Raw genomic sequence first — 20762 nt, 5'->3', positions numbered from 1 at the left:
AGATCGCCCTGGTCGGAAAGGCACCGGGCCGCTACAACCTGTTCCTCGGCGGCGACCACCGCGGCCAGCGCCTGAACACGCTGTACCGCGACAACATCACCGAGGCGCAGATCCTCGAAGCCCTCGACCCGCTGCTGGCCCGCTACGCCGCGGAACGCGGGAGCGACGAACGCTTCGGCGACTTCCTGCACCGCAGCGGCCTGATCGAGCTGCCGCCCTACCCGACCCACCGCCAGATCGCCGTGGAACTGCACGCATGAACGCCCTGTCCCTGCCCCCCCTCAACGACGAGACCCTCCCGCCCCTGGACGAGGACGCCGCCACGCTTGGCGCGCGGCTGGAAACGATGGACGCCGAGCAGCGCGTGCACTGGGCGCTGCGGCACACGCCGGGCACGCACGTGCTGTCCTCCAGCTTCGGCGCGCAGTCGGCGGTGACCCTGCACCTGCTCAGCCGCCAGCAGCCCGACATCCCGGTGATCCTGATCGACACCGGCTACCTGTTCCCGGAAACCTACCGCTTCGCCGACGAACTGACCCAGCGGCTGGGCCTGAACCTGAAGGTGTACCGGCCGCTGGTCAGCCGCGCGTGGATGGAAGCGCGCCATGGCCGCCTGTGGGAACAGGGGCTGGTCGGCATCGAGCAGTACAACAACCTGCGCAAGGTCGAGCCGATGAAGCGCGCCCTGGACGAACTGCAGGCCGGCACCTGGTTCACCGGCCTGCGCCGCAGCCAGTCGGCCAGCCGCGCCGCCACGCCGGTCCTGCAGCGCCGCGAGGGGCGCTGGAAGGTCAACCCGATCGCCGACTGGAGCGACCGCGACGTGTGGCGGTACCTCAAGCAGCACGACCTGCCCTATCACCCGCTGTGGGAACAGGGCTATGTCTCCATCGGCGATTACCACACCACCCGCCGCTGGGAGCCGGGCATGCGCGAGGAGGACACCCGCTTCTTCGGGCTCAAGCGCGAGTGCGGCCTGCACGAGATGTGACCGCGTCCAGCGCGGGCCGGGCAACGATGCGGGGTATCGCAAGATTCGATGCCGGCCGGGAAGACGGCCGGTGCGGTGGGATCAGGTGTCCGCGGCGTCCTGCTGCCGCTCCCAGAACGCGAGCAGCTCGCGCAGGCCTGGCGCCTCGCCGGTACGCGCCACGTCTTCGTGCAGATAGCGCGCCTCCTGTCGCCACTGGCGGCTGCTCAACGCCTGCAGCACGCTGCCCTTCGTATGGCTGCAGCCCATGTGCCACCGCGTGAAATACAGCTGTTCCACCGGGCCGTTCTGCAGTTCCACCAGTTCGACATGCAGGCGCGAGGCGCGGATGCGCGCATAAATGCGCGCCACGCTACCTTCCGGTCCCTCGATGTACTGGAAGAAGCGGCGGCCATCGTGGAGCAGGACACCGGTGACGCCCTCCAGATGGTTGTGCGCCCGCGCATCAACCAGCAGGCGATCCAGGTCGGCCACCGCCAGCCCGGCCACGGCGGTACTGGCGTATGCCACTGCCCATCGCGTCATCCACGCATCCTCTGGCTGGGTCGGGCGAGCATGCCACAGGCATCCCGCTGCCGGTTGACCGGCAGCGGGGGAGTGCGCGTCAGTAGCGGTAATCCAGCTTCAACCAGAAAGTGCGGCCCGGTTCGTTGATCCGCACCGGATCGGCGGGGAAGCCGAAATCGGCGCTGCCGGCCAGGTTCAGGTGTTCGGCGTAGGCGCGGTCGAACAGGTTGTCCACACCGGCGCTGGCGCGCAGGCCGTCGCTGATGCGGTAGGCGCCGTTGAGCGACAGCGTGGCGAAGCCCGCGCTCGGGCCGAGATCGCGCGCGACCACGTTGCCCTCGTCCAGCGCCACCCGGTTCTGCCGGCCCACCACCCGCAGCAGGGCGCCGGTGGACCAGCGCGCATGCTCCCAGGACGCGGTGAAGCGCCCCTCCAGCGGCGGGATCTGCGGCAGCGGCCGCTGCTCGTCGCGGTTTTCGCCCCAGGCGTAGGCCAGCGTGCTGCCCAGCTTCCAGCCGTGCACCGGCCGCCATTCCAGCCCGGCCTCGGCACCGGCGATGCGCGCATCGGCATTGCCCGCCCGCGTGCTGCTGCCCATCATGCCGCCGCTGCGATAGGCGAACAGGATGTAGTCCTGGATGCGCCCGGCATAGGCCGACACCCAGGCGTCCAGCGCGCGGCCATGGAACTGCAGGCCCAGGTCGAGCTGGGTGGTCTTTTCCGGCTTCACCCCGGCGAAGGCGTTGGCGCTGCCGGCCGGCCCTGCATCGGCCGAGAACAGTTCCCAGTAATCGGGCATGCGCTCGGCATGGCCGAGCCCGGCGTACCAGGTCCAGGCCTGGCCATGGTCGCGCTCATAGCGCAGGAAGCCGCTGCCCAGCGTTTCCTCGCGCGTCTGCCCGGCGGTGGGATTGGGCATGCCCTTCATCCCGGTGGTCAGGCGCAGGTCCTTCGCCTGCGCCCTGTCCATGCGCAGGCCGCTCACCCAGCGCCGCGGCGTGTCCTCGCCGAAAGTCAGTTCGGCGAACGCGCCGTGGTTGCGCAGTTCGGCGTCGCGGGTCCACGGCATCTGCCGGAAGGTGCCGCGGCCCATGCCGTTGCGCTTGCGATGGCGGCTGTCCTGGGTATCGACGCCGGCGACGACGGCCACGTCCTGCCAGCGCCACTCCGACGCGACGCGGCCACCGGTGGTGCGCCGCTCCACGTTCGACGCCATCGGCATCGGCATGCTGCCGTGCGGGTTGGGCGTGCGCAGCGTGTAGTTGTCCATCACGTGGTCGGCGTCGTTGTAGTACAGGTTGGCCTGCAGCTTGTCCCACGCACCGGGCAGGTTGCCGCGCTCGAAACGCAGGCCGTAGCTGCTGCGCTTGAACGCCGCGCCGTCCATGCCGCGGCCGGCATAGCGGGCCAGCGCGTCGCCGGTGCCGGCGTTGAGTTCGAGCACGGTATCGGCGTCGGGCGTCCAGCCGATGGCGGCATCGGCGTTCCACTTGCGCCAGCGCGAGGGCACCACCTCGCCGTTGCCGTCGCGGTAGTCGCCGGACTCGGAGCGGTTGCCGTTCACCCGCACATAGCCCGGGCTGCTGCCGAAGCTGGCGTCGAGCATCTGGTCGTTGCGGTTGCTGGAGCCGCCCAGCGCGCTGGCCTGCAGCTGCATGCCCGGCGCGTCGAAGCGCGGCATGTCGCGCTCGAAGCGCACCGTGCCGGCCGAGGCGCCCGCGCCCCAGCGCACGCTCTGCGGGCCCTTGATGACGGTGAGCCGGTCGTAGGTTTCAGGAGCGATGTAGGACAGCGGGTTGTCCATGCGCGAGGGACAGGCGCCGATCAGACTGCCGTCGTTGCTGAGGATGTTCAGCCGCGAACCGGACAGGCCGCGCAGCACCGGGTCGCCATTGGTGCCGCCGTTGCGGATGGCGGAAAAGCCCGGGACGGTCTTCAGATAGTCGGCGCCGTCGCTGGCCGGCACCGGCTGCCGCGGCAGGCGCGGGTCGGTGACCCAGTTCAGCGGAGAGGAAGGCGCGGCGCTGGTGACGACCAGGGTGTCCAGCGTCTTGATCGAATCGGGTTCGTCGGCGTGAGCGGGCTGGGGAAACAGCGCCAGGCAGACACAGGCGGCCAGGCACGCCGGAACGCCCGGCATACGGGAAACGGGATACATGAGGTTCTCCGGTACGACATGCCGCGTACTGCCGGAGGGCAGCAGGCGGCGGGAAGAAGGGGAAGTGTCGTCAGGAGAACAGCGGCGGTCCGCGCGCCAGGTGCGCCGGCCAGCGCAGGCCGGCGGCGAAGACGGTCGCGCGCGGCGACTGCGGTGCGATGCGGTACAGCAGCGGCGCCAGCACCAGCAGCACCGCCAGCCACGGCAGCAGCCGCGACGCCATGGTGCAGTAGTCGCAGGCCTCGCCATGGGCGGCGTGGGGATCGGCCGGCGGCGTCTTGCCGATCGCGCTTTCGGCGGCCCCATGCCCGGCGTGCGCGTCCATCGCGTGGTGATCGGCCGGCACGGTGTCCGCCATCGCCATCGCGGGCATCGCATGCGCCATGGACGCGTGCGCGCCCTGCCCGGCCTGCACCCAGCGGCTGACCACCGGCGCCAACGCCATCAGCAGCGTGGCCGCCAGCGCGAGCAGCAACATCCAGCGGTGCAGGAGCGGAGACCGGTTCACGCCGATAGTTTAGAGCCGATACCGCGGCCCGCCCCTGCGACGGACTGCCGCAGGGGGAGCAACGGGAGAAAGCAAAAGCAGGAACGGTCGGGCGGATGCTTCGGCTTTCGCCGGTAAGGGTTACCCGCTCCTCGCCTCAACGCCTCAGCTGGTGATCGTCTGGGTCAGTTCTTCCCAGCTCGGCGGCGTCGGCCAGTCGGCCTCCTGGTTGCCGTCGAGCACGCGGCGCAGGTCGCGCTTGTCGATCTGCGGGGCCAGCACGTGCACCAGTTCCAGTGCGTAGTCGCGCAGCACGCGGTCGCGCGGCAGCACCGCCCAGGCGACGCACTCGGGAATCGCCGCCGGCGCCGGCCAGGCGCGCAGGTCGCTGTCGCCGGCACTGACCGCCATTTCGGCCAGCAGGCCCACGCCCAGGCCGGCGCGTACATAGGTCTTGATCAGGTCGGCGTCGAGCGCGGTCAGCGCCAGATCCGGCTCCAGCCCCTGCGTGGCGAACGCGCGGCGCAGCGAGGAACTCGGGCGGGTCGAGGATTCGTAGCTGATCAGCGGGTGCGCGGCCAGCGCGGCCATGTCCGGCAGCTTGCCGGCGCGGTCCAGCGCATGGCCCTTGGGCACCAGCGCCAGCCGCCGCCAGCGGTACAGCGGCACCGCGATGCCGGTGCTGGGTTCGCCGCCGGCGGTACTGACGATGGCGATGTCGGCGTCGCCCTGGCTGAGCAGGTCCAGCGCGTCGCTTTCGGCCGCCTGCTGCAGGTGCACGCTGACCTGCGGATAGGCCAGCTTGATCCGCGCCACCGCCGGCGGCAGCACGAAGCGCGCCTGGGTGTGGGTGGTGGTCAGGATCAGCTGGCCGTGGCTCTCGCGGCGCTGGTTGGCCGCGTAGGTGCGGATGTTGTTGGCCTCGGCCAGCACCAGGCGGGCGCGGGCGATCACTTCCCCGCCGGCCGGGGTCACCGATTCCAGGCTGCGCCCCTTGCGCACGAACAGCAGGAAACCCAGCTCGTCCTCCAGCTGCTTGAGCTGCTTGGACAGTCCCGGCTGGGTGGCGTGCACGCGCGTGGCCGCCAGCGTGATGTTGAGCTCGGCGTCGGCAATGGCCACCAGGTAGCGCAGTTGGGTCAGGGTCATCGGAGTCGGGAAGGCGGCTCGGCGGGGACGGATGACTGTAGGTCAGATTGCCCGATCTACTTATAACCGAAAGTAATTTAATAGGCGGCGCAAGTCATTTCCGGGCTTCAGGGGCCGGGGCTACGGTCAGCATCCCTTCCGCCACCGCCTCTCCCACCGCCTTGGACGCTCCCCTGTTCCCCCTGTTCGCCGATCTGAACGGCCGCGCCGTGCTGGTGGTCGGCGGTGGTGCGGTGGCCGGGCGCAAGGTCGAGACGCTGCTGCACGCCGGCGCCCGCCCCCGGGTCGGCGCGCCGCAGCTGTCGCCGGCGCTGCGGGAACTGGCCGAGGCCGGCCGCATCGACTGGCTTCCGGGCCTGTTCGACACCCGCTGGCTGGCCGAGGACGTCTGGCTGGTGATCGCCGCCACCGATGAGCCGGTGGTCAACCGCGCGGTGGCCGGCGCCGCCGAGGCGCAGCGGCTGTTCGTGAACGTGGTGGACGACGCCCAGCTGTCGCGCTTCCACGTACCGGCCGTGGTCGAACGCGGCGCGTTGCAGATCGCCGTCTCCAGCGGCGGCGCCGCGCCGATGGTGGCGCGCCATGTCCGCCGCCGGCTGGAAGAACTGTTCGATGGCGCCTGGGGCCGGTTGACCGAGCTGGCCGGCCGCCATCGCCCGGCCATCCGCGCGCGTTTCCCCGACACCGGCGCGCGCCGCCGTTTCTTCGACCGCCTGCTCGACGGACCGGTGCTGGACCTGCTGCGCCGCCACCGCCAGGCCGACGCCGAGCTCGCCCTGCAGCAGGCGATGACCGGCGAACCGCCGGCCGCCGCCGGTTCGGTGGTGCTGGTCGGCGCCGGTTCCGGCGATCCCGGCCTGCTCACCCTGGCCGGGCTGCGTGCCCTGAACCAGGCCGACGTGATCCTCCACGACCGCCTGGTCAGCGCCGAGGTGCTGCAGCTGGCCCGCCGCGACGCCGAGCGCATCGAGGTCGGCAAGTCCGCGCGCGGCCACAGCACCGGCCAGGAACACATCCACGCACTGATGCTGGAGCACGCCCGCGCCGGCCGCCGCGTGGTGCGGCTCAAGGGCGGCGACGCCTTCGTGTTCGGCCGCGGCGGCGAGGAGCTGCAGTTCCTGCGCGCGCACGGCATCGCCTACGAAGTGGTGCCCGGCATCACCGCCGCGTTGGCCTGCGCCGCGCACGCCGGCATTCCGCTCACCCACCGCGACCACGCCCAGCAGCTGCGCCTGGTCACCGCGCACTGCCGCGATTCGCTGGACACGCTGGACTGGCCGGCGCTGGCCGCGCCGCGGCAGACCCTGGTGTTCTACATGGGCGTGGCCGCGCTGGCGCAGATCCAGGCGCGCCTGCTCGATGCCGGCCTGCCCGCCGCCACGCCGTTCGCGCTGGTGGAAAACGGCTCGCGTACCGACCAGCGCGTGGTCAGCGGCACGCTGCAGCAACTGGCCGGCGCAGCCAGCCTGCACGCGGTGCGGTCGCCGGCGCTGCTGATCCTCGGCGATGTGGCCGGCCTGGCCGCCGAACTGCACTGGTTCGGCGACGCGCCGCTGCCGGCCACCTCCCGCACATCCTCACCTTCCGCAAAGACGCCGCCGCCGACACTGGCCGACGCCGCCTGATTCCTTTCCAGGAGATCTCCATGGCCATCTACAACAACATCCTCGATACCGTCGGCAGCACCCCGGTGGTGAAACTCAACCGCCTGGCACCAGCCGGCGTGGACGTCTACGTCAAGGTCGAATCGTTCAACCCCGGCGGCTCGGTCAAGGACCGCCTGGCGCTGGCGATCGTGCTCGATGCAGAGAAGCGCGGCGTGCTCAAGCCCGGCGACACCATCGTCGAGGCCACCTCCGGCAACACCGGCGTCGCCCTGGCCATGGTCGCCGCCGCGCGCGGCTACAAGTTCGTCGCGGTGATGACCGAGACGTTCTCGGTCGAACGCCGCAAGGCCATGCGCGCCTATGGCGCCAAGGTGATCCTGACCCCGGCCGCGGCGCGCGGCACCGGCATGGTGGAGAAGGCGAAGGAACTGGCCGCCAAGCACGGCTGGTTCCTGGCCAGCCAGTTCGCCAACCCGGCCAACCCGGCCTACCACCGCAACACCACCGCCGCCGAGATCCTGCGCGACTTCGCCGGCAGGCGCCTGGACTACTTCGTCAGCGGCTGGGGCACCGGCGGCACCCTGACCGGCGTCGGCGAAGTGCTCAAGCTGGCGCGGCCCGACACCCGCATCATCGCCACCGAACCGGCCGGCGCCTCGCTGCTCAAGGGCGATGAGTGGAAGCCGCACAAGATCCAGGGCTGGACCCCGGATTTCGTGCCGGAAGTGCTCAACCGCAATGCCTACGACGAGCTGTATTCGGTGCAGGACGAGCGCGCGATCGAAACCTCGCGCCGGCTGGCCGCCGAGGAAGGCATCTTCGTCGGCATCTCCTCCGGCGCCACCGCCGCCACCGCACTGGACGTGGCCGCCAAGGCCCCGGCCGGCTCGGTGATCCTGGCGATGCTGCCGGACACCGGCGAGCGCTACTTCTCCACCCCGCTGTTCGCCGACATCAACGAAGGCAGCGACGACGACTGGCTGGCCGGCCTGCCGTAAGCCACGGCCCCGGGACCTGCGCTGCCGCGACCGGGGGACGCCCCGGTGATTTCCGCCGCCCGCAACGGTTCCATTTCTTGCGCTGCATCCCTGTACCTCCCCCGGCACGAAGGCCGCCCCGCGCGGCCTTCGTGCTGTCCGGCCGCCTGTCGCAGCGGCCGAGACGCCCCCGCCTCAGACTTTGCCGCGGGCGGACGCAAGCCGTGCATCCGTCACGTTTTGCTCATATAGGGAAAGGGAAGATCGCGGGCATGAACATCGACATCTGGCAGGGCGACATCACCGGCCTGGACGTGGACGCCATCGTCAACGCGGCCAACGAGAGCCTGCTCGGCGGCGGCGGCGTCGACGGGGCGATCCACCGCGCTGCCGGCCCCGGGCTGCTGGCCGAATGCGAGCGCCTGCCGGAACTGCGACCGGGCGTGCGCTGCCCCACCGGCGAGGTCCGCGCCACCGCCGGCCACGCGCTGCCGGCACGGCATGTCTTCCACACCGTCGGCCCGGTCTGGCACGGCGGCCAGCGCGACGAGGCCGCACTGCTGGCCAACTGCTACTGGCAATCCCTGCGCCTGGCCGAACAGATGCAGCTGCAATCGATCGCCTTCCCGGCCATCAGCTGCGGCGTCTACGGCTATCCGATGCACCAGGCCGCCGTCATTGCCGTCACCGAGACCGTCACCTGGCAGAAAAGCCATGCGCGTCCGGTACGCATCGTCCTGGTGGCCTACAACACCGCCACCTTCAAGGCTTACCAGCAGGCGCTGGCCGTCGCCGGCCAGGCCAGCGCGGCGACGCCGGCCATCGACGAGCCGCTGCCCTCCTTCGCGCGCTAGCCCTTCTCCAGAAGCGCCTCGCGCAATTACCCGACGCGGCGGGCAGCGGCTTCCTGTAGAGCGGGGCAGCGCCCCGCTGGGGCATTACCGCGAAAGCCCCCGCCGGGCGTTGCCCGGCGCTACAGAGCCTCGCGTTTCCCCGTAGAGCGGGGCAGCGCCCCGCTGAAGCATTACCGCGAAAGCCCCCGCCGGGCGTTGCCCGGCGCTACAGAACCTCACGTTTCCCTGTAGAGCGGGGCAGCGCCCCGCTGGGGCATTACCGTGAAAGCCCCCGCCGGGTGTTGCCCGGCGCTAAAGAGCCTCGCGTTTCCCCGTAGAGCGGGGCAACGCCCCGCTGGGGCATTACCGCGAAAGCCCCGCCGGGCGCTGCCCGGCGCTACAGAACCTCACGTTTCCCCGTAGAGCGGGGCAACGCCCCGCTGGGGCATTACCGCGAAAGCCCCGGGCGTCGCCCGATACCGCGGGGCCGGCCAGGCCCAGGCTTTCGACCTGCCCGGAAACGGAAACGCCGGCGCAAGGCCGGCGTTTCCATATCCATCACGGGCAGGCCGCGATCAGCCTTCCCACTTGCCCAGCGCGGCCATGCCGTTTTCCCTGGCGCGCTCGAACACGGTCTTCTGGGCGGCGTCGTAATTGCCCTTCATGTCCTGGGCCCACAGCTTCAGCGCGGCCTGCTGCATCGCGCGGCCGTAGGAGAAGCTCAGCGGCCACGGCAGCTTGTCGAGCTGGTTCATCGCGTTCAGGTGCGCGGTGGACTGCTCGTCGCTCTGCCCGCCGGACAGGAACACCACGCCCGGCAGGATCGCCGGCACGGTGCTCTTCAGGCACATCACGGTGGCTTCGGCCACTTCCTCGACGTCGGCCTGCTCGTCGCAGTCCTTGCCGGAGATGACCATCGAAGCCTTCAGGATGGTGCCTTCCAGCAGCACGTTCTGCTGGTACAGCGCGTCGAACAGCGAGCGCAGGGTGGCTTCGGTGACTTCGTAGCAGGTCTCGATGTCATGGTCGCCGTCCATGATCACTTCCGGCTCGACCATCGGCACCAGGCCGCATTCCTGGCACAGCGCCGCATAACGGGCCAGCGCATGGGCGTTGGATTCGATGCAGGTGCCCGACGGGATGCTCTCGCCGATGTTGATGACCGCGCGCCACTTGGCGAAGCGTGCGCCGAGCCGGTAGTACTCCTGCAGGCGCTCGCGCAGGCCGTCCAGGCCTTCGGTGACCAGCTCGCCCGGGCAGCCGGCCAGCGGATGCGCGCCCTTGTCCACCTTGATGCCCGGAATCATGCCGTGGTCGGCCATGTACTTGGCGAACGGCACGCCGTCCCTGGTCGACTGGCGGATGGTCTCGTCGTACAGGATCGCGCCGGAGATGTGCTCGTTGAGCTTGGGCGTGGTCAGCAGCAGCTCGCGGTAGGCACGGCGGTTCTCTTCCGTGTTCTCGATGCCGACGCTTGCGAAGCGCTTGGCGATCGTGCCGGTGGATTCGTCAATGGCGATGATGCCCTTGCCCGGGGCGACCATGGCCTGGGCAGTTTCAGCCAGCAGTTCGATGCTCATGAAGTTCCTGTGACGGGGTGCGGGAAAAACCGGATTATAGCCCGTGGCCGTCATGGGCCGGCCGCAGGGATGGCCTGCAAACGTTTCCAGCTTGTCCGTAACGGACAAGAGGCCGCCAGGAACGGTCCTGGCGTTGACCATCGATGGCCCGAAGGAATGCCGGCAACAGCATCCGCTTGCACCGGTCTCGCTGCCCGGCGACGAAGCGCCTGCCTCAACGCAATCCCGCACGCAGCGCCGCGGCTTCCTTGCCCATCGCCGCACCGGCCGGTCCCAGCGCGGCGACCAGGCCATCGAGCGCATCCAGGTCGTTGCGCGCGCCGCCGTGATCGCCCGCGCCCAGCCGCAAACGCGCACGCAGCAGCAGACCGCCGGCATGCAGCGGCCCGCGCGTATCGCCCTGCTGCTCGGCCAGATGGAACTGCGTCTGCAGCAGGGTCATCGCCTCGACCACGTTTCCCTGCCGCGCCAGCAGTTCGGCCAGGCGCAGCCGCGTTCCCATCGCCACCCGGCTGCCTTCGCCGCCCAGGCGCGTGCCCATGTCCAGCGCCTGTTCGAGATCAACGCGCGCGTCGTCCAGCCGCCCTTGTTTCAGTTCCAGCGTGCCCAGGTTGCTGAGCAGCGCGGCCAGGTGCGGCGACTGCGGATTGGCCCGCCGGTAGATTTCCGCCGCGCGGCGGAACGACTGCTCGGCCACTGCCAGGTCGCCCAGCTGCACCGACGCAACCGCGGCATTGTTGAGCGCGCCGAGTGCGTCGCTGGTGGATTGCAGCTGCAACCGCTCGAACATCGCCCATGCGGAATGCGCCGTCTCCCGCGCCCGCGCCGCATCGCCCATGCCCATGTAGGCGGCCGCCAGGTCGGCGGTGCGCGCGGCGACGATACGATCCGGACCGCCGTCCAACAGCGCGCGGCGTGCGGCGATGGCCTGCTCCAGCACCTGCGCCGCCACGTCCGGATGGCCATCGGCCCGCTCCAGGTTGGCCTGCAGCGACGCGCTTTCCTGCAGGTCCACCACGTGCCGGGCCTGATCGCGCTTCCAGTACCCCAGCGCCTCGTCCAGCAGCGCGCGTGCGCCGGCATTGTCGCCATTGAAGTAACGCACCACGCCCAGCCCGTATTGCGCGGCGGCGCGCTGGCCGGGGAAACCCTCGATGCCCGGCCATGCCAGCGCCTGCTCGTACAACGCCTGCGCTGCTTTCAGGTCGCCCAGGCGTTGCGACAGGTCGGCGGTGGTGACTGCCAGGTGGATGCCGGTGGCCGGATCGCCACGGTAGCTGTCGGCGAGGCGGCGCGCACCGTCGCCCAGCACATCGGACGCGGTCGCCCGCTCGCCATCGATGCGGTCGCCGGCATCGCGGAACAGCATGGCGAAATAATCGCCGATGGCCGCATTGCGGCGCGCTTCGGCCAAAGCCGCGTCGCGCTGCACGCGCACCTGTCGCAACTGCCACGTGGTGCCGGCCAGGCCTGCCAGCATCGCCAGCACGGCCAGCCCCGCCATCGCCACGCTCCAGCGGTTGCGCCGCACGAACCGGCGCGCGCGATACGCGAAGGTATCGCCCATCACCGATACCGTGCGCCCCTGCAGGAAACGCTGCAGATCGTCGGAGAGCGCCTGCACGCTGGCATATCGCCGCTCCGGCTCCTTGGCCAGCGCGGTCTGCACGATGCGGCCGAGATCGCCGCGCACGAAGCGACGGAACGCCGCCCCGGTGGTCCGCCGGCTGGCGATGCGCGCGGCCATTTCCTCGGGCCTGCCGGAGGACAGCACCGTCTCCATCCGCGCCGGCATGCCGGTGGTGATGGCCTGCGCCGCCGCCTGCAGGTTGGCCGGATCGAAGCGCCAGGGACGCTCGCCACACAGCAGCTCGTACAGCACCACGCCCAGCGCGTGCACGTCGGTGGCGACGCTCACCGGCTGCCCGAGGACCTGCTCGGGTGCGGCGTATTCGGGGGTGAAACCGGCATGGGAACCGGTGCGGGTGGTGCCTGCGTCCACATCCAGGCGCTTGGCCACGCCGAAGTCCAGCACCCTGGCATGGCCTTCGCCATCGACCAGCAGGTTGGCCGGCTTGAGATCGCGGTGCACGACCAGGTGCGCATGCGCGTGCTGCACGGCAGCGCACACCTGCCGCAGCAGTTCCACGCGTTGGCGCAGGTCCAGGCACTGCGTGTCGGCATGGTGCAGCAGGTCGCCGCCATCCACGTATTCCAGCGCGAACCACGGGCGCGCCTGCGCATCGATGCCATGGTCGATCAACGCCGGGATGCCCGGATGCGACAACCGCGCCAGGATGCCGCGTTCCTCCAGGAAGCGCCGTTCATGCACGGTGCCGGCCCAGTGCGGCTGCAGGCGCTTGATCGCCGCGCGCTGGCCGCTGTCGTCCTCGCGCCGCGCTTCATAGACGCAGCCCATGCCGCCATGGCCGAGCATCCGCAGCAGGCACCACGGCCCGAGCTGCTGGCCGGATTCATCCACCGGCGCATGTGGCGGCAGGCGGCCATCGAGCATGTCGGCCGCCGGCGCATCCAGCGGACCCCGCTTGTCCACCGCCGCCAACATCCGCGCCAGTTCGGCGGCGAGTGCCGGCTCCTGCCCTGCAAGGCTCGCCAGCAGGAGCGTGCGCTGCCGCGCATCGCCATCGAGCGCGCGTTCGAACAACGCCGACAGTTGCTGCCAGCGCTCCTTTTCCGTGCTCATGTCGGCGCTCCCAGGCGCGCATGCAACCAGGCGCGCGCGCATTGCCAGTCGCGGTAGACGGTGCGTTCACTGCAGCCGCGCAGGGCAGCGATCTCGGAAAATTCCATGCCGCCGTAGAAATGGCACTCCACCAGTTCGACCAGGCGCGGGTCCAGCTGCTCCAGCGCCTGCATGCCCGACTCCAGGTCCAGCGCGTCGGTGTCGGTGGCAGCGCCGGACAGGCCGGTGTGCAGGGTGATCCGCTCCAGCCCGCCACCGCGCTTCTGCGCCTGGCGGTCGCGCAGGTAGTTGGCGATCACCTGGCGCATGGCCTTGCCGGCCAGCGCCATGAACTGCCCGCGACCGGCCACGGACGCGACCTTGCCATCCAGCTTGAGGAAGGTTTCGTGCAGCAGGGCCACGGTATCCAGCGCGGTATGCCGCGCGCGGCCCAGCCGGCGATGCGCCAGCCGCTGCAGTTCGTCGTACAGCTCGCAGAATGCCGCGCGCGCGGCGACGTCCCCTGCCGGATCGCCCATCCCTTCGCCCTCCCCGTCCTGCCGGCGATCTTCCATTGCTCCCCGGTCGCCGGCAAGGAGGGCGGGTCAGGCTGCCCCTGTCCGCCCGCTGGATGTCCGCCAGCCGACGCCGCCTATGGCGTGCCGTCCATCGACCAATGGATGCCGATCTCCCCCACGAGCAGATCCTTGCCGATACCGGGCCATTGGGCGTCATCGCTGCGGAAGCTGCTGTCGCCCACCGGTACCGCATCGCCATCGGCGCCCTCGCGCGCGACCAGCGTCACCGCGCGGAACCGGCTGGCGCCTGGCGGGTTGCCGAGCCTGCCGTCGTGCCAGTCCTCGACCGTGCCGCCGTAATCCCAGTCCAGCCCGAAGAAGCTGATCGACGCACCGTTCAGCGCCACCAGTTCCGCCAACGGCATGCCGACGCGCAGGCCGCTGGCCTCATGCCACAGCGACTCCGCATCGGACACGCTCACGCCGGTGACCGCCGCGTCCGCGCGGTCGGCGTCCAGGTCCAGTACCAGGCGCTTGCGCGCATCGTCCGGAAACAGCACCAGCACCGGATACTCGCCCTCGCCTTCCGGCCCATAGCGGGTTTCCGCACGCAGGTTTTCCTTGCCGAAACGCGCCTCCCATTGCGCGCGGGTGCCGGGGGTATCAGGAAGCTCCCAGGTGTCGACGACAGGAGCGACCACCGTCGCATCCCCGGCTCCCGTAGTCCCGGCAGATTCGGTGGGCACCCCTTCCGGTGCGGATGCCGCAGGCGGTGGCGTGGGTGAGCAGGCGGCCAGCACCGTGACGAAAAGCGGCAGCGACAGAAGACAGGACTTGTACATGCGTCGGCTCCGGCAGGTGGATGCCGGCACGATAGCCGAAAGCCGTCGCCGATAAACCCGTCCCCACGGACGTGGTCGCTGCCTCCAGGAAAGCCGGCCGGCAGTGTTGCGTCGTCCGGTGGCAAGGCACGGACTCACGCCGGCTGTCAGCCGGCTTCCGCTTTCCGTGTTCTCCGCAGTGGTGGCAATGAAGCCCCGCCCGACCGGAGAACGTCATGTACATCCGCAAGCCGCGCATTTCCCGCTGTCCCGTGCTTTCACTGCTGGCGCTCGCGCTGGCCTCGTCCGTCGCGCTGCCGGCGCTGGCCGCAGACCCGGCATGCCTGGTGTGGGATCCAGCGACTCAGAGCTGGGTCGCCAATCCAGCGCTCGACACCAACCAAGGCACTGAAAGCGGCGTCGAGAACACCACATGCTCTGCAAGTGCCACGACTTCCGGATATCAGAACAATGCCAGCGGCAGCGGCAACGCCTATGGCTGGAGAAACTTCGTTGCAGGCACAGGCAGCAGTGCCTTCGGCAGCAGCAATTCCGCCAGTGGTCCTTTCAGCAATGCATTCGGCTACCTCAACATCGCCACCGGCACCGCCAGCAACGCCTTTGGCTACAAGAACGACGCCAGCGGCAATATGGGCAGTGCTTTCGGCTACATGGGCGAGGCTTCGGGCACGGGCAGCATCGTCCTGTCCGGGTGGTATGACCTCAACGGCGACGGCGTCTGGAATCCCGGCGAGACCAGCACCGCCAGTGGCGCCGGCTCGGTCGCGGTCGGCGCTGCCGTCTCCGCCAGCGGCGAAGCCGCCAGCGCCGTAGGGGTGGGCAGCAAAGCCAGCGCTGATTACGGCACTGCAATCGGCGGGTTCAATACCGCCAACGGCATGCTCAGCAGCGCCGTGGGCTACACCAACACCGCCAATGGCTGGGGCAGCAGCGCCTTCGGCGCCTTCAACGTCGCCAACGCCCAATACAGCAGCGCTTTCGGCTACGCATCGCATGCCGACAACATCGGCAGCACCGCCATCGGCTACATGGCCGTTGCCGACCGCGACTACGCCGTGGCCGTGGGGCGTACCGGCGGCGAGCAACAGATCATCCATCTGGCAGACGGCACCCAGGCCACCGATGCGGTGAACCTTCGACAGCTGCAGGCAGGCAACGCCAGCGCCCTGGCCGCCGCCAACGCCTACACCGATGCGAAGGTGGCATCCGCCGCCGGTACCGCGGCGGACGTGGCGCTGGATGCGGCCAAGTCTTATGCCGATGCCGGCGATGCAGCAACGCTGGCATCGGCCAATGCCTATACCGACGCCCAGGTGGCTTCCGTCGCCGGCGCGGCCTTGGGCGGGGCGAAGGATTACACCGATGTCCGCGAGGACATGGCCGCCGGCGATGCCGCCACGCTGGCCACGTCGAAGTCCTACACCGACACCAGTGCCACCCAGACGCTGGCCTCCTCCAGGACCTACACCGACCAGAAATTCGCAGCCTGGAACGACCAGTTCACCCAGTTCCGCAGCGACCTGGACCGCCGCCTCGGCCACATGGATGCGCGCATCGACCGCCTGGGCGCGATGGGCGGCGCCATGGCCGCCGCCGCGCTCAATACCGCCGGCCTGCCCGGACAGAACCGGGTGGGCGTGGGTGTCGGCATGCAGGGCGGACGCTCCGCACTGGCAGTGGGCTACCAGCGGATCGTCGCCCCCAATGCCAGCGTGTCGTTGAGCGGCGCGTTCTCCGGCAGTGAGAGGGGCGTTTCCGCCGGCGCGGGTTTCAGCTGGTAGCGGAGGCCGGCGTCGACAGCGTACGGCAACCGCCGGAGCCGGTCGCAGGTGGCCGCGTGGGGTTGTCCATGCGCCGGCCCCGAGCGGTCCCCAAGCCGGTTGCATCCTGGGTTTCCCGATGTGGCGGGCGGCACCGACAGGGAAGTCGCCGGCGGTGGGCAACCACCCCCGTTTCCGTGGTTGTTCGCCGACTACCGGGGAAGCCGGCAAATCCCTCCATGGAGCGGGCCAGCGCCCCGCTGAGTCGTTACCGGCGATGCCCCGCTCGCGACTGACCTCGTTCCTGCAAGAAGCGGTTCTGCCCGGGCATGGACACGGGCCTCATGATCGAACCGCGGCGGGGCAAGCCTCACTCTACAGACCCGGTCATGCCGCGAATCACGGCGCATTGCCCGACCAACGGCCGGGCACCACCGCCTTCCGGGGCCAAGCCGGACTTACAGCTCGCCCAGTCCGCTGGCGCGGCCGTCGTTGCCGACCTCGAGCAGGCGCAGGGTGTTGGTGGCGCCATGGGTTTCCATGTGCTCGCCGCTGGTGAACACCACGCGGTCGCCGACCTGCAGCAGGCCGGCCTCGACCAGCAGGCGGATGCTGCCGCGCGCGGCTTCGCGCGGGGTGAAGCCGCGGCTGTCGAAGTTGATCGGGAACACATCGCGCATCAGCGCCATCTGCCGGCGCGCGCCGTCGTGGCGGGTCACCGCGAACACCGGCGCCTTGGCGCGGAAGCGCGACAGGTAGCGCGCAGTGCCGCCGGACTCGGTCATCGCCACGATCGCGCGCACGCCCACGTGCTGGGACAGGAACATCGTGGCCATGGCGATGGCCTGGTCGGCGCGCTCCAGGTTGCGCGGCGATGCGTTGAAATCGGTATCGATCTGGAACTGGCGCTCGGCGCCGAGGCAGATGCGCGCCATCGCCTCGACGGCCTTGACCGGATAGGCGCCGGCCGCGGTTTCGGCCGACAGCATCACCGCGTCGGTACCGTCGATGACCGAGTTGGCCACGTCCAGCACCTCGGCGCGGGTCGGGATCGGACTTTCGACCATCGACTGCAGCATCTGCGTGGCGGTGATCACCACCTTGTTCTGCGCCAGCGCGGCCTTGATGATCTTCTTCTGCAGGCCCGGCAGTTCGGCATCGCCGATCTCCACGCCCAGGTCGCCGCGCGCGACCATCACCACGTCGCTGGCCTCGACGATCTCCTCCAGGTTCTCGATCGCCTCGGTGCGCTCGATCTTGGACACCAGCGCCGCGTCGCAGCCATGCTGCTGGGCGATGGCGCGCGCATCGTTCATATCCTGCGCGTTGCGGCAGAAGGAGACGGCGATGAAGTCCACGCCGATCTTCGCCACGATGCCGATCAGCTCCTTGTCGCGCTCGGTCAGCGCGCCCAGCGAGAGGCCGCCGCCCTGCTTGTTCAGGCCCTTGCGGTCGGACAGCACGCCATCGTTGAGCACCGTGTTGATGATGCGCTCGCCCTGCACCTCCACGACCTGCAACTGCATCAGGCCATCGTCCAGCAGCAGGACATCGCCCGGGCCCACGTCCTGCGGCAGGCCGAGGTAGCTCACGCCCACCTGGCTGGCGTCGCCGGGGGCCGCGTCGGCGCTGGCGATCAGGTCGAAGCGGTCGCCGGCCTTGAGCTGCACCTTGCCGCCGGCGAAGCGCTCGATGCGGATCTTCGGACCCGGCAGGTCGGCCAGGATGCCCACTTCCACGCCGACGCGGTTGGCCGCGGCGCGTACTTCAGCCGCACGCTTGGCCTGGCCGGACGGATCGCCATGGGAGAAGTTCAGCCGCACCACGTTGACGCCCGCGCGGAACAGATCGTCGAGCACGCCCGGCGCATCGGTGGCCGGTCCGAGGGTGGCGAGGATCTTGGTGCGGCGCTGGCGTTCGATCATGGTGCGAAAACTCCCGGAAAGACCGCCGAAATTAGCATATCCAGTGCATGACAACGATGTCGCATACGATTTCAGAAGAGACTTTCCGCACTGTCCCGCAGACAGGGCGGACAGCCTGTCCGGACAATGCCGCACAGCCATCCGATCCTGTCCTGCGGTGGCGCGACGCATGGACAGGCGCCGGCATCGACCCGCCTTCGCGGGACAGGCCGAAAGCCAGCCGGGACATCGCCCTGTCTTGCCGCACCACCGCGCAGCGCCCGGCGGAGGACTTCCCGGTAGAGCTACAGCGGGGCGTTGCCCCGCTCTACCGAACCTGCAGCCCGCGCCGCCTTGTAGCGCCGGGCAACGCCCGGCGGGGGACTTCCCGGTAGAGCCGCAGCGGGGCGTTGCCCCGCTCTACCGAACCTGCAGCCCGCGCCGCCTTGTAGCGCCGGGCGCCGCCCGGCGGGGGACTTCCCGGCAAAGCCACAGCGGGGCGTTGCCCCGGCTCTACCGAACCTGCAGCCCGCGCCGCCTTGTAGCGCCGGGCAACGCCCGGCGGGGGACTTCCCGGTAGAGCCGCAGCGGGGCGTTGCCCCGCTCTACAGAACCTGCAGCCCGCGCCGTCTTGTAGCGCCGGGCAACGCCCGGCGGGGGACTTCCCGGCAGAGCCGCAGCGGGGCGCTGCCCCGCTCTACCGAACCTGCAGCCCGCGCTGCCTTGTAGCGCCGGGCAACGCCCGGCGGGGGACTTCCCGGCAAAGCCACAGCGGGGCGTTGCCCCGCTCTACAGAACCTGCGACCCGCGCCGCCTTGTAGCGCCGGGCAACGCCCGGCGGGGGACTTCCCGGTAGAGCCGCAGCGGGGCGTTGCCCCGCTTTACGCGCGAGGCGCGGTGCGTTCTAGCGCGACAGCAGCCGCGCCAGTTCGGCGGGGGTATCGGCCAGGGAGCCGGCACCGGCCGCGGTCAGTTCCTCGCGGCCGCCGAAGCCCCACAGCACACCGACGTTGCGCATGCCGTGGTGGCGCGCGCCTTCGATGTCCATGCGCCGGTCGCCGATCATCCAGCATTGCCCGGACGCCAGCGACAGGCGCTGCAGCGCTTCGGCGATCAGCTCCGGCTTGTGGCTGCGCACGCCATCCTCGGTCGCGCCGACCACGTCCTCGAAGCAGCCGCCGAACGGCAGGTGCTCGACGATGCGCCGCGCATGCGGCTCGTTCTTGGCGGTGACCACGGCCAGGCGATGACCGGCCGCATGCAGGCCCTGCACCACCTCGCCGATGCCGGCGTAGACGTCGTGCTCCTGCCAGCCATGCTGGTCGAAGCGTTCGCGGTACAACTCCACGGCCCGCTCGACGCGCACCGCATCGCCGAACACGGGCGCGAAGCTGGTACGCAGCGCCGGGCCGATCCACTTGCGCAGTTCGGCGTCGCCCGGCACCGGCTGGTCCATCTTCTCCAGCGCGTAAGCCACGCAGCGGGTGATGCCGACGGCCGAATCGATCAGCGTGCCGTCGAGATCGAAGAACAGGACGTCGCGGCTCACGAACCGCGGGCCTCCAGCGCGGCCACGGCCGGCAAGGTCTTGCCCTCCAGGAATTCCAGGAACGCGCCGCCGCCGGTGGAGATGTAGCTCACCTCGCCGGCGATGCCGTACTTGTCCACGGCCGCCAGGGTGTCGCCGCCGCCGGCGATGGAGAACGCGCTGGACGCGGCGATGGCGCGCGCCAGCGCCTCGGTGCCCTTGCCGAAGGCGTCGAATTCGAACACGCCGACCGGGCCGTTCCAGACCACGGTGCCGGCCCTGGCGATCAGTCCGGCGTACTGCGCGGCAGTCCGCGGGCCGATATCCAGGATCATGTCGTCGGCGCCAACGGCATCGACCGCCTTGATCGTGGCCGGGGCGTCAGCGGCAAATGCGGGCGCTACCACCACGTCGGTCGGCAGCGGGATTTCTGCGCCGCGCGCCCTGGCGTCGGCGTCGATCTTGCGGGCGGTGTCCAGCAGGTCGTTCTCGACCAGCGACTTGCCCACGCCGTGGCCTTCGGCGGCGATGAAGGTGTTGGCGATGCCACCGCCGACGATCAGCTGGTCCACCTTGCCCACCAGGCTGGACAGCAGCTCCAGCTTGGTCGAGACCTTGGAGCCGGCGACGATGGCCAGCAGCGGCCGCGCCGGGTTGGCCAGCGCCTTGTCCAGCGCGTCCAGTTCGGCCATCAGCAGCGGGCCGCCGGCGGCGACCGGGGCGAAACGGATCACGCCATGGGTGGAGGCCTGCGCGCGGTGCGCGGTGCCGAAGGCGTCCATCACGAACACGTCGCACAGCGCGGCGTACTTCCTCGACAGCGCTTCATCGTCGGCCTTCTCGCCGACGTTCATGCGGCAGTTCTCCAGCAGCGCGATGCTGCCCGGCGCGACCTCGACGCCATCCACCCAGTCGCGGACCAGCGGCACGTCCATGCCCAGCAGTTCGGACAGGCGCGCGGCCACCGGCGCCAGCGAATCGGCCTGGCTCCACTGTCCTTCCTGCGGGCGGCCCAGGTGCGATGTGACCATGACCGCCGCGCCCTTCTCCAGCGCCAGCTTCAGCGTCGGCAGCGAGGCGGTGATGCGCTGTTCGGAGGTGATCCTGCCGTTGTCGTCGATCGGCACGTTGAGGTCTTGCCGGATCAGGACACGCTTGCCGGAAAGATCAAGGTCGGTCATGCGAACGATGGACATGGCAGCGCGGCTCCGCGAAGGGTGGGGAAACCGCAATTCTCG

16 protein-coding genes and 1 pseudogene are annotated in these 20762 nt (G+C 70.1%); 6 read left to right on the top strand and 11 right to left on the bottom strand.

Annotated elements, in window-relative coordinates; all coding sequences use genetic code 11:
* Positions 1 to 260, top strand: a pseudogene (locus ABB22_RS06470) (sulfite reductase); the annotation flags it as partial.
* Positions 257 to 991, top strand: a complete 735-nt coding sequence (locus ABB22_RS06465) for a phosphoadenylyl-sulfate reductase (protein ID WP_055771501.1) — start codon at positions 257 to 259, stop codon at positions 989 to 991. The pseudogene ABB22_RS06470 and the gene ABB22_RS06465, both read left to right, overlap by 4 nt.
* Before the next feature lie 81 nt (positions 992 to 1072).
* Here ABB22_RS06465 and ABB22_RS06460 read toward each other — a convergent pair whose 3' ends face one another.
* The 4 genes from ABB22_RS06460 to ABB22_RS06445 form a co-directional block, all read right to left on the bottom strand.
* On the bottom strand, positions 1073 to 1516 hold the full coding sequence (locus tag ABB22_RS06460) for a BLUF domain-containing protein (RefSeq protein ID WP_055771504.1): 444 nt from the start codon (positions 1514 to 1516) through the stop codon (positions 1073 to 1075).
* A gap of 79 nt (positions 1517 to 1595) precedes the next feature.
* Complete coding sequence (locus tag ABB22_RS06455) at positions 1596 to 3656, bottom strand: TonB-dependent copper receptor (protein WP_055771507.1); 2061 nt, start codon at positions 3654 to 3656, stop codon at positions 1596 to 1598.
* Positions 3657 to 3726: 70 nt separating this feature from the next.
* Positions 3727 to 4164 (bottom strand): DUF2946 family protein, encoded by a 438-nt coding sequence (locus ABB22_RS06450; RefSeq protein ID WP_425477787.1) that lies wholly within the window; start codon positions 4162 to 4164, stop codon positions 3727 to 3729.
* A gap of 144 nt (positions 4165 to 4308) precedes the next feature.
* Positions 4309 to 5292: a LysR family transcriptional regulator gene (locus ABB22_RS06445; protein ID WP_055771512.1), complete on the bottom strand. Its 984-nt coding sequence runs from the start codon at positions 5290 to 5292 to the stop codon at positions 4309 to 4311.
* Positions 5293 to 5453: 161 nt separating this feature from the next.
* Between ABB22_RS06445 and cysG the strand changes: the two genes are divergently transcribed.
* The 3 genes from cysG (at position 5454) to ABB22_RS06430 (ending at position 8730) form a co-directional block, all read left to right on the top strand.
* On the top strand, positions 5454 to 6917 hold the full coding sequence (gene cysG, locus ABB22_RS06440) for a siroheme synthase CysG (RefSeq protein ID WP_055771515.1): 1464 nt from the start codon (positions 5454 to 5456) through the stop codon (positions 6915 to 6917).
* A 20-nt stretch (positions 6918 to 6937) separates the two neighbouring features.
* Positions 6938 to 7897: a cysteine synthase A gene (gene cysK / locus ABB22_RS06435; protein ID WP_055771516.1), complete on the top strand. Its 960-nt coding sequence runs from the start codon at positions 6938 to 6940 to the stop codon at positions 7895 to 7897.
* 251 nt (positions 7898 to 8148) lie between these two features.
* Entirely contained in the window at positions 8149 to 8730 is a 582-nt protein-coding gene (locus tag ABB22_RS06430; RefSeq protein ID WP_055771517.1) for an O-acetyl-ADP-ribose deacetylase, read from the top strand.
* A gap of 554 nt (positions 8731 to 9284) precedes the next feature.
* Here the strand turns inward: ABB22_RS06430 and ABB22_RS06425 are convergent.
* The 4 genes from ABB22_RS06425 to ABB22_RS06410 all read right to left on the bottom strand — a co-directional run bounded on the left by ABB22_RS06425 (position 9285) and on the right by ABB22_RS06410 (position 14191).
* A complete protein-coding gene (locus ABB22_RS06425; RefSeq protein ID WP_055771518.1) occupies positions 9285 to 10289 on the bottom strand; it encodes a class I fructose-bisphosphate aldolase in 1005 nt (334 codons plus the stop codon).
* Positions 10290 to 10503: 214 nt separating this feature from the next.
* Positions 10504 to 12993: a serine/threonine-protein kinase gene (locus tag ABB22_RS06420; RefSeq protein WP_055771519.1), complete on the bottom strand. Its 2490-nt coding sequence runs from the start codon at positions 12991 to 12993 to the stop codon at positions 10504 to 10506.
* Entirely contained in the window at positions 12990 to 13511 is a 522-nt protein-coding gene (locus ABB22_RS06415; protein ID WP_161809351.1) for an ECF-type sigma factor, read from the bottom strand. Before ABB22_RS06415 ends, ABB22_RS06420 begins: the two co-directional genes overlap by 4 nt.
* A 113-nt stretch (positions 13512 to 13624) precedes the next feature.
* Complete coding sequence (locus tag ABB22_RS06410) at positions 13625 to 14191, bottom strand: hypothetical protein (protein ID WP_055771524.1); 567 nt, start codon at positions 14189 to 14191, stop codon at positions 13625 to 13627.
* Between the two features lie 356 nt (positions 14192 to 14547).
* Between ABB22_RS06410 and ABB22_RS06405 the strand changes: the two genes are divergently transcribed.
* Positions 14548 to 16113: a YadA-like family protein gene (locus ABB22_RS06405; protein WP_055771527.1), complete on the top strand. Its 1566-nt coding sequence runs from the start codon at positions 14548 to 14550 to the stop codon at positions 16111 to 16113.
* A gap of 437 nt (positions 16114 to 16550) precedes the next feature.
* Here the strand turns inward: ABB22_RS06405 and pyk are convergent, their stop codons facing one another.
* From pyk to ABB22_RS06390, 3 genes are all read right to left on the bottom strand, one after another.
* Positions 16551 to 18017, bottom strand: a complete 1467-nt coding sequence (gene pyk / locus ABB22_RS06400) for a pyruvate kinase (RefSeq protein WP_055771530.1) — start codon at positions 18015 to 18017, stop codon at positions 16551 to 16553.
* 883 nt (positions 18018 to 18900) lie between these two features.
* Complete coding sequence (locus ABB22_RS06395; protein ID WP_055771533.1) at positions 18901 to 19545, bottom strand: HAD hydrolase-like protein; 645 nt, start codon at positions 19543 to 19545, stop codon at positions 18901 to 18903.
* Positions 19542 to 20720, bottom strand: a complete 1179-nt coding sequence (locus tag ABB22_RS06390) for a phosphoglycerate kinase (protein WP_055771535.1) — start codon at positions 20718 to 20720, stop codon at positions 19542 to 19544. The genes ABB22_RS06395 and ABB22_RS06390 overlap by 4 nt, the downstream gene beginning before the upstream one ends.
* Between the last annotated feature and the right edge of the window lie 42 nt (positions 20721 to 20762).

The organism is Stenotrophomonas nitritireducens, assembly GCF_001431425.1.
In the GTDB taxonomy this organism is placed as follows: domain Bacteria; phylum Pseudomonadota; class Gammaproteobacteria; order Xanthomonadales; family Xanthomonadaceae; genus Stenotrophomonas; species Stenotrophomonas nitritireducens.
Note: the sequence above shows the minus strand (reverse complement) of the source record. Positions and strands in the feature narration are given on the sequence as shown.